Annotated in this window: 10 protein-coding genes; 6 read left to right on the top strand and 4 right to left on the bottom strand. The window is 39.0% G+C overall.

Annotation, left to right across the window (positions count from 1 at the left end; translation table 11 throughout):
* Positions 1-246 (bottom strand): helix-turn-helix domain-containing protein (locus tag CALSC_RS21635; RefSeq protein ID WP_159460662.1); only part of this gene is annotated, 246 nt, incomplete at its 3' end.
* A gap of 135 nt (positions 247-381) precedes the next feature.
* Here CALSC_RS21635 and CALSC_RS27930 point away from each other — a divergent pair.
* Both CALSC_RS27930 and CALSC_RS21630 read left to right on the top strand, forming a co-directional pair.
* On the top strand, positions 382-516 hold the full coding sequence (locus CALSC_RS27930) for a hypothetical protein (protein WP_268807231.1): 135 nt from the start codon (positions 382-384) through the stop codon (positions 514-516).
* Positions 503-1,966, top strand: coding sequence for a protein adenylyltransferase SelO (locus CALSC_RS21630; RefSeq protein ID WP_088243332.1), 1,464 nt, complete (start codon positions 503-505; stop codon positions 1,964-1,966). Before CALSC_RS27930 ends, CALSC_RS21630 begins: the two co-directional genes overlap by 14 nt.
* A gap of 84 nt (positions 1,967-2,050) precedes the next feature.
* On the opposite strand, the gene CALSC_RS21625 is transcribed toward CALSC_RS21630, so the two are convergent.
* Both CALSC_RS21625 and CALSC_RS21620 read right to left on the bottom strand, forming a co-directional pair.
* A complete protein-coding gene (locus CALSC_RS21625) occupies positions 2,051-2,437 on the bottom strand; it encodes an SET domain-containing protein-lysine N-methyltransferase (RefSeq protein WP_088243331.1) in 387 nt (128 codons plus the stop codon).
* A 64-nt stretch (positions 2,438-2,501) separates the two neighbouring features.
* A complete protein-coding gene (locus tag CALSC_RS21620; protein WP_235006884.1) occupies positions 2,502-3,338 on the bottom strand; it encodes a formyltransferase family protein in 837 nt (278 codons plus the stop codon).
* Positions 3,339-3,811: 473 nt separating this feature from the next.
* Here CALSC_RS21620 and CALSC_RS21615 point away from each other — a divergent pair, with 473 nt between their 5' ends.
* From CALSC_RS21615 to CALSC_RS21600, 4 genes are all read left to right on the top strand, one after another.
* Complete coding sequence (locus CALSC_RS21615) at positions 3,812-4,876, top strand: mevalonate kinase family protein (protein ID WP_088243329.1); 1,065 nt, start codon at positions 3,812-3,814, stop codon at positions 4,874-4,876.
* Positions 4,857-5,738, top strand: a complete 882-nt coding sequence (locus CALSC_RS21610) for a UTP--glucose-1-phosphate uridylyltransferase (RefSeq protein ID WP_088243328.1) — start codon at positions 4,857-4,859, stop codon at positions 5,736-5,738. Before CALSC_RS21615 ends, CALSC_RS21610 begins: the two co-directional genes overlap by 20 nt.
* Positions 5,739-5,957: 219 nt before the next feature.
* Complete coding sequence (locus tag CALSC_RS21605) at positions 5,958-6,248, top strand: hypothetical protein (protein ID WP_088243327.1); 291 nt, start codon at positions 5,958-5,960, stop codon at positions 6,246-6,248.
* Entirely contained in the window at positions 6,248-6,658 is a 411-nt protein-coding gene (locus tag CALSC_RS21600) for a type II toxin-antitoxin system VapC family toxin (RefSeq protein ID WP_088243326.1), read from the top strand. Before CALSC_RS21605 ends, CALSC_RS21600 begins: the two co-directional genes overlap by 1 nt.
* An 8-nt stretch (positions 6,659-6,666) precedes the next feature.
* On the opposite strand, the gene CALSC_RS21595 is transcribed toward CALSC_RS21600, so the two are convergent.
* Entirely contained in the window at positions 6,667-8,547 is a 1,881-nt protein-coding gene (locus CALSC_RS21595) for an ABC transporter ATP-binding protein (protein ID WP_088243325.1), read from the bottom strand.
* Positions 8,548-8,797 lie beyond the last annotated feature (250 nt).

Raw genomic sequence — 8,797 nt, 5'->3', positions numbered from 1 at the left:
CTTTTTAGCCTCAGTTAATGCCTTAGCTTGACTATTATATGTAGGTCGTTGAGCATCAGCTCTAATGATGTACTGACTTCTGATAGAGCATGAATTTACATCACATGCACGGGATTTATACCAATCCTTCCGCTCACCCAAAGCATAGTTATACACTTGGCGGTTTGTCTCCAGCCACTCGTTAAATACTTCTTTTTGGTTAGTAGTAGGTTTTAGTTTAAATTCATAGGTGAGTGTAAATGTCATTCTCATTACCTCCCACCAGATTATACGACGTTTTTAACTATCATTAGAGAAAAAGTTAAATACACTAGGCTTAAAAGCGGACTGCGCCACATCCCACGGCTAAAGCCGATAGTTTTGCGCTAAATTCTATAAAAATTGAGCGATCGCTTACTATGTCGATTAGTCGGTCGAGGTATTATTAATAATATCTTGAGTTTGAATGAGAATTTCGACCGACCAAATGCTCCCATTCTCCACCAATTAGCGGACAACTTGAATGAATTTGGCTGACATCCACAACACCAACAACAACAATTCATCCAATCCTTTTCTCTCTTTGAACTACGAACCCGCCATAGAATCATTAGGGGACGATTACTATGATGAAGTTGCTGCTGCTGAATATCCCCAGCATATTCTGCGTTGGCGCAACGATGCATTATTACCAATATTGGGATTAACACCATCAACAGTCACTGATGAGCATTTTATTCAAGCCTTTGGCAAATTCCAGGAGCGCAAACCCTTTTTAGCACTAAGATATCACGGTTATCAATTTGGCGAGTATAACCCCATGCTAGGAGATGGCAGAGGTTTTTTGTATGGACAAGTGCGGGGTGTTGACAATCGGTTTTACGATTTTGGTACTAAGGGTTCTGGAAGAACCCCTTATTCCCGTGGTGGGGATGGGATGTTAACCCTGAAGGGAGGGGTGCGGGAAGTGTTAGCAGCAGAAATGTTGCACCGTATGGGTGTAAATACCTCCCGTTGTTTGAGTGTGGTAGAAACTGGGATGTCTTTATGGCGGGGTGATGAACCTTCGCCGACTCGTTCCTGTGTGATGATTAGAATGAGTCAATCCCATATACGCTTTGGTACTTTTGAGCGACTAAACTATTTCCAACGTCCCGATTTAACTCAAAGATTATTAGATCATGTAATTGAGCATTATTATCCTCATTTGCAAGGAGAAGAGGATAAATATGTCCTATTTTATGCTGAACTGTGCCAAAGGGTAGGTAAACTAGTTGCACAGTGGATGGCGGTGGGTTTTTGTCATGGGGTGCTGAATACGGATAATATGTCGATTACAGGGGAAAGTTTTGATTATGGTCCCTACGCTTTCATTCCTAATTATGACCCCTATTTTACGGCTGCGTATTTTGACTATTATGGACGCTACTGTTATACCCATCAACCAGGAATTTGTCGGTTTAATTTAGAGTTATTGCAAAAAGCCTTTAAAGATGTGATTCCTCTGGAGGATATGGAAACGGGAATCAAGAATTTTGATTATGAGTATAGAAAGGAATATCGCCGCTTAATGCTGAGGAAGTTGGGTTTTGAGCAATTGGAGGTATTCCAAGGGGAGGAATTATTAAAATCAACTTTGGCATTTCTCAAGCATTATCCAGTTAGCTATCACCACTTTTTTGCTGACTTAGGGCGTACTTTTTCTAGTAAATGGCGAGATGATGCCGGTAGTATTCTCCATGAATCAGAGATTGGGCAGTCTTTAGGAAATACGGAGTTGTTTTTTAATTGGTCGGGAATTTATCATCAAATTTTAACTAATTTATCTCCTGATGAGTTAGAAAATGTTGCAAAAATTCTCACACAAAGTAATCCGCAAACAGTCATATTAAAGCCTGTGATTGAGTCAGCTTGGGAGTCGATTGTCCAAGAAGATAATTGGCAGCCTTTTTATGATTTAATCAAGGAAATTCAGAGTGATAAATAATAAATGTAAAATCGAAAAGTTACAGAAATGGAATATTTCAAAGAATGGGGTAGCAGATATAAAAAAGAATATCAATCAAGACAATCAAACGAATTTTTTTGCCTCAGAATATTCATCAATATTCGTGTAAAACATGGTGATTTCTTCCCCCGCTTTAATCTCTTTCTTTGCAATCAAATGTGACCATATACCAACTTCATTCTCAATCCAATCTACATAAGAATTAGGTTCTTTTGTATGGTTACAAAAAGATGCTAAACCGAAAATAATATATCCCTTTGCACTTTTACTTTTGGCATATTCTATTGGCTGTACAAAACAGTACTGGGAGAGTTCTGTTTTATCCACAATTATTCGTTGTTCTGCGGGAAAGACTACCACAGGAGCAACCTCCATTAAACTTCCTTGGGCAATATCCTCTGTTGCTATAATTCCCCGTCCTTTACCTGCAATTTTTCTTACTTCAATCATTGGCTATTTCCTATACCTAAATTTTCAACGCAAACCTATTAAGAATCTGTTGCACTAAGTCAAATCAAGAGAGGTCTCGCCAGGAATTTTTCATAATTAGATAAGCCTCTTCTGCTTGTTTTTTCTTCTCTGGAGTGAAGTTTTTTGCAATAAAATTAGGACCTTGCAATTTAGGATCTACTGAAACTCCAGCTGGAATTGTTTCGTTATTTCCGAGAATCTCTTGAGCAGTTTGTACATACAATTCAAATTCTTTCATGTAAGTATACCCTTTTAACTCCCAAATAGAATTAAAGCGAAATGGATCAATAATTCTTTCTGATCTAATAATTGAGCCGGTATCTACACCCTCATCAATGTAGTGTATGGTGATTCCTGCAGCTTGTTTAAATTTATTAATATCTTTAAAAATTGCCATGTTTTCGATAGAATGCATTCCACGAGCATAAGGTAGAACAGCAGTATGGCAATTAAACAATTGTGATTTGGTAAGTTCTATCCACCAAGGTTTTAGTATCTGGCTAACACAACAAAAAATTAAAGGTGGGGAATCCTGAGCAGCTTTCATCAACCAATTTCTAGAATAGTTTCCATTCAGGTTATCACCAAGAAAAACAGTTTGAGGGTGTTCCGTTGTAGAATAACTAGATATTCCATATTGAGCTATCATCGCTTTTTCTGTCTGATCTATTTCAGGATATAAGTTAATTAGTGCTTGGTAAACTTCTTCAGTCAAGTGTTTTTGACCAGCATATTTTCTATGAAAAAACTTTCTTGCTTGAACTACTTGTTCTGGTTGAAACTCCTCTTTGACTAATACACCTTGAAATCCCGGTGTATTTTCAAAAGATTTAACCCACTTAGGTACTAGATAAGAACATATAATAGAAGTGTCAGTCAAAAGGTAAAAGCTTTTCTGGGGCATAGATGCAGTTAATTCATTTTATATTGTTTCACATTGAGGATGCATATCATTGATGGAAACGCATAAGTTTTTCACTGATACTCTCAGCATTACTGGTGATCGTCTAGATTCTATGTAGCCTCATCATAAATTGATATTAGGTTTAATTTTAGATTATCAAGAATTAGTCCATTTTCCTAACTTTACAAAAAAAATGAAAAGCAACGTTTAAGAATCTGACTGGAATTTAAGTAAGTCGGCACAATAAAACCAAACTATGTGAAGAATAGTAAATAAGCCTAAAACCCTTGTTCCCCCTGCTCCCTGCTCCCTGCCCCCTGCCTTATCCAAACGATAATTTTTTACGCCAACCTACTTAGTTTGTAGTTTTATGCTTATCCCGAACTCCGGTTAGCCAATTTTTATTGTGCTATGAGAAACTGGGAAGTTGAACACCGCTAATTTGAAGAATGAGAATTGAGGAGATTTTTGTACCGGGACGTTTGTGTTTGTTTGGAGAACATAGTGATTGGGCGGCTGGTTATCGCCATTTAAATCCTCTATTACAGCAGGGTTACGCCCTCATCACCGGTACCAATCAGGGACTATATGCCCGGATAAAGCCCCATTCAGACCATTTTATTTTCCGTACATTGCTGCAAGATGGGACTGAAAAAGTCCTCACCTTACCAATGAAAAAGCAACTATTACTTGCTGAAATTAAAAGGGGAGAATTTTTTAGTTATGCTGCTGGGGTAGTATATCAATTGCTCACACATTTTGATATTGGCGGATTGGAAATTGACAATTACTTCACAGATTTACCGATAAAAAAAGGGTTGTCCTCTAGTGCAGCTACTTGTGTGCTGGTAGCAAAGGCATTCAATCAAGTTTATGATTTAAAATTAACCATGCATCAACAGATGGAGTTTGCCTATTGGGGAGAAACTACCACTCCCTCTCGTTGTGGACGTATGGATCAAGCTTGTGCTTATGGTAGCCAGCCTATTACCATGATATTTGATGGCGATCGCGTCACTCCAACTGTTTTGCAGGTACCCCAGGATTTATTCTTTGTCCTAGTGGACTTGGGTGCAGGGAAGAATACTAAGGAAATTCTCAGCCAACTCAATCAGTGTTATCCCTTTGCGAAAAATGAAGTCCAAAGGAATGTTCAGAAATATCTGGGGGAGATTAGCTATGAAATTACTCAAGCAGCAGTTGATGCTTTGCAAGTGGGAGATGCTCAACAAATTGGTATGCTGATGAAACTAGCACAGGCTGAATTTGACCATTATCTCATTCCTGCCTGTCCACAAGAGTTAACTGCGCCTATGTTGCACAAATTACTTGATTATCCACCCATTCAACCTTATATCTGGGGTGGAAAGGGTGTTGGTTCCCAAGGGGATGGAACTGCACAATTAATTGTGAAAGACAAGGCAAGTCAACAAAAAGTAATACAAATTATTGAGGGGGATTTTCCCCAAATGCAATGTTTGCAATTAACAATTTATGCAAATAAATCAAGTTAAAAAAGCGGTAATTCCGGCTGCTGGTTTTGGTACTAGACTATTTCCAGCGACTAAAGTGGTGAAAAAAGAATTATTTCCCATTATTGATCGGGATGGTAGAGCCAAACCTGTAATTCAAGTAATTGTGGAAGAAGCTATTAGTGCGGGAATTGCAGAAATTGCCATTGTGACTCAACCGGAGGATAAAGAAGTTTTCGCAGACTATTTTCAAACACTGCCTCATCCATCACTGTTTGCTAAACTTTCACCAGAAAATCAAGAATATAGTCGATATCTTCAGGATTTAGGTAGTAAGATTACCATCTTAACTCAAGATAGGCAAGAAGGTTACGGTCATGCGGTATTTTGTGCCCAAGAATGGGTTAAAGATGAACCATTTTTATTAATGTTGGGTGATCATATTTACTCTTCTGATAGTAATAAATCTTGTACAAAACAAATTTTAAATGTATATGAGCAAGTTAATTGTAGTGTTTTAGGGTTGACTATAATGCCAGGAGAAACTATTTCTAAGGCTGGTTGTGCTACTGGCAAATGGCAAGAATTAAGCTCAATACTGACTCTAACTCAAATATATGAAAAACCTACCCTTGAGTATGCAAGGCAAAATTTAAGGGTAGAAGGGATGAAAGATGATGATTTTTTATGTGTATTTGGTTTATATATCTTGACACCAAAAATCTTTGACTTGCTGGGTGAAAATATTAGTAATAATTTCCGAGAAAAGGGTGAATTTCAGTTAACTTCTTGTCTAGAAAAGCTGCGTCAACTAGAAGGAATGGCAGGATATATTATTCAAGGGAAATGCTTTGATATTGGGATGCCAGATTGTTATCGACAAACGATGATTGATTTCCCCTAGGTATGGACACCGCTTAACCGGAGATGGCATCTATAAAATAGCGGCTTCAGTCAAAGCATACCCAAATATGAATACCTGGGTACCCAGACATTCATATATCCAAATAAAATGTGTACCCAAGCGGTATGATGCTTATATTTTTTATGAGGGAAATAGCATGATAATTAAGTAAGACATTTCCCAGAATTATTGATGATATATAAGTCACCGGAGGAAGGCATGGAAACGATGAAATTGCGATCGCATATTGGGGCAGATGGTATATTACAAATCGAAGCCCCCACTAACTTAAAAGATACTTCTGTTGAGGTGGTAGTGGTTGTACAGCCGTTACCCAATGCAGAAGTTGCACCACCAGAAGAAGATGAAGCGCGTTATAACACCTGGGGAAAAGCGACAACTAAAAAAACAATTCAAGAAGCAATTACCCGAATGCGACAATTGCAGCGAGAAGTGGCGTTGAATAAAACTTCAATCCGCTCCATGATAGAAGAGGGACGAAGATTTTAATGCAGTTTGTTTTGGATTGTTCTGTAGCAATCAGTTGGTGTTTGGTAGATGAAAATAACGATTACGCTAATGCCATACTGGCTATGATGTCGGATTGTGAGGCATTTGTACCAGAAATTTGGTTGTTGGAAATTGCTAATGTTCTACTGGTGGCTGAACGGCGTAACCGGATGACTCAGGAACAATCATCAGAAGCTATTGCTTTGTTACAGTCACTGTTAATCCAGGTTGATACAGCTACAAATACTTTTGCATTGAGTACAACTTTGGCACTAGGACGACAGGAAGGTTTAGCATCTTATGACGCAGCTTATTTGGAGTTAGCACTGCGATTGGGATTGCCACTGGCAACAATTGATACTCGGTTAGCGGAGGCGGCAACTCGGTGTGGTGTAGAACTGGTGACTTGAGTTACTCGTCACGTTCCTAACATTTGTAAATTGTGCAAAGTGGAATAGAGTCCTTGTTGCTGTAATAATTCTTCATGACTACCTTGCTCGATTAATTCCCCATATTTAAGGACAAAAATACGATCCACATTACGAATGGTGGATAAGCGGTGAGCAATAATAATTGCTGTTCTTTGTGCTAATAATTGCTCTAAAGATTCTTGCACTAAAGCTTCCGTACCCACATCTAAACTAGCTGTGGCTTCATCTAATACCAAAATTTCGGGGTTACGAATAGCTGCACGAGCAAAAGCTAAGAGTTGTTTTTGTCCACTAGAAATGTTTGTTCCCCTCTCCCGCAGTTGAGTATCATAGCTTTGGGGTAGTTGTTCAATAAATGAAGCAACATTGGTTTTTTCTGCTGCTTGTTTGACTTCCTCAATGGTATAACCATCCCCCAAGGTAATATTACTTTTTACATCACCAGCAAACAAAAAACCATCTTGGAGAATTACCGCCATATATCGCCGTAGTTCTGCCTGGGGTACTTCACGAATATCTACACCGTCTACCAGGATTCTTCCTTGTGTGGGTTCGTATAGACGGCACAATAGCCTAATAATAGTACTTTTTCCCGCACCAGTAGGGCCAACTAAGGCAATTTTTTCTCCTGGATTGATGACAAAGTGTAGATTTTTGATTACATAATCATCTTCTTTGTAAGCAAACCAAACATTCTCAAATCGGATTTCTCCCAATTTTTGCTGAACATTGTGATTGTCAGATTCCATATTGGCGACAATCTCATCAATATAGCCAAACTGAGAATCAAAAATCGAAAATCTGGGATTAGCGCGATCGCTAATTTCTATGGGTTCATCTAAAATATTAGTTACACGTTCTATGGCTGTAAAACCAGCTTGAATGACGGTGAATTTTTCCGCGAACTGCTGTAACGGCTGGAATAACCGTTGGGCATAAAAAATAAATGTAGATAAAATACTAAAAGTCAGGCTTTGTTTCAGTAGCAAATCACCACCAATCCACAAAACCCCAGCCACTGCTACCAGTGCAACCCATTCTAATGTGGCAGAAACAGCAGATTCATAGAAAATAGTGGTATCTACTTGGCGGATATATCGCTTATTTGTCTTGCGAAACAGTTCCGCATTAAACTTTTCTCGACGGAACAATTGCACAATATTAATACCAACAATATTTTCCTGGAGTTGGGAATTGAGTATAGAAAGTTCTTCTCGTGCTTTATAAGTTGCTTGACGGTACTGCTTCTGAAGATAAATAATTGTTGCAGATACGGGTACAAGTATTAACAGTAACAAAACAGCCATTTGCCACTGCACAGAGAACATAAAGCCGAGAATCACCACCATCGAGAATAAATCGGAAATAATACCAATTGCTCCCGTAGCGAATACATCTCCCAATACTTCCACGTCACTAGTGAGCCTAGTGATTAGTTTACCAATGGGGGTGCGATCGAAAAAACGTACAGCTAGGGATGTGACATGGTGAAATAAATCCTGGCGAATTTCCGCAGTAATTTGTTGCCCGATTTTTTGCACCAAATAGCCTTGGAAGCCTGTTAGTAAAAGTCTGACAATGACAGTTCCGAGTAATAAAAACTGCAAAACCCCTAATCCCTGTAACAGAGGCAGATTTTTGAGAAACTCATGGGTGGTTGTTTCTTGACGAATTAAGGAAATTACCTGTCCAATTAATAGAGGTTGAATGGCGTTAGCGACTGCTATGGGTACTAGTAGCACCATAGACAGTCCCAACATTCTTCTATTGCGGCGTGCATAAGGAAGTAGACGCAAAAATAACCGCCAATCATTGTCACGTTGACGGTTTTGGGTATCAGCTTTTTTCACAACTGGGAGAGTGCTCATGATATTAAGCATTATAAAGCTAGTGGGGGAGTATGGGGAATGATGGAGGGATGGAGGGAAAGAGGGAAAGAGGGATGGAGGGATGGGTTAACGAGGGAGTAGGGAGTAGGGGCGTGGGAGTAGGGATGCCCCATACTTAAAAGTAGGGGATTTAATGTTGACGTTTTGTCTGTCACCACAAGCGTGCCTCTCCACCCAAATTTTCTTAACTTTCCACGGATAAATCCGGGGGCTATAGCGCTACGCGCAA

The sequence above is a fragment of the Calothrix rhizosoleniae SC01 genome, from assembly GCF_900185595.1.
In the GTDB taxonomy this organism is placed as follows: domain Bacteria; phylum Cyanobacteriota; class Cyanobacteriia; order Cyanobacteriales; family Nostocaceae; genus Calothrix_A; species Calothrix_A rhizosoleniae.
Note: the sequence above shows the minus strand (reverse complement) of the source record. Positions and strands in the feature narration are given on the sequence as shown.

What these genes read in the sequence shown, in the direction of transcription:
- CALSC_RS21630 (WP_088243332.1), top strand. Translation starts at nt 503, where the DNA reads ATGAATTTGGCTGACATCCACAACACCAACAACAACAATTCATCCAAT.
- CALSC_RS21625 (WP_088243331.1), bottom strand. Translation starts at nt 2,437, where the DNA reads ATGATTGAAGTAAGAAAAATTGCAGGTAAAGGACGGGGAATTATAGCA.
- CALSC_RS21615 (WP_088243329.1), top strand. Translation starts at nt 3,812, where the DNA reads ATGAGAATTGAGGAGATTTTTGTACCGGGACGTTTGTGTTTGTTTGGA.
- CALSC_RS21610 (WP_088243328.1), top strand. Translation starts at nt 4,857, where the DNA reads ATGCAAATAAATCAAGTTAAAAAAGCGGTAATTCCGGCTGCTGGTTTT.
- CALSC_RS21605 (WP_088243327.1), top strand. Translation starts at nt 5,958, where the DNA reads ATGGAAACGATGAAATTGCGATCGCATATTGGGGCAGATGGTATATTA.
- CALSC_RS21600 (WP_088243326.1), top strand. Translation starts at nt 6,248, where the DNA reads ATGCAGTTTGTTTTGGATTGTTCTGTAGCAATCAGTTGGTGTTTGGTA.
- CALSC_RS21595 (WP_088243325.1), bottom strand. Translation starts at nt 8,547, where the DNA reads ATGAGCACTCTCCCAGTTGTGAAAAAAGCTGATACCCAAAACCGTCAA.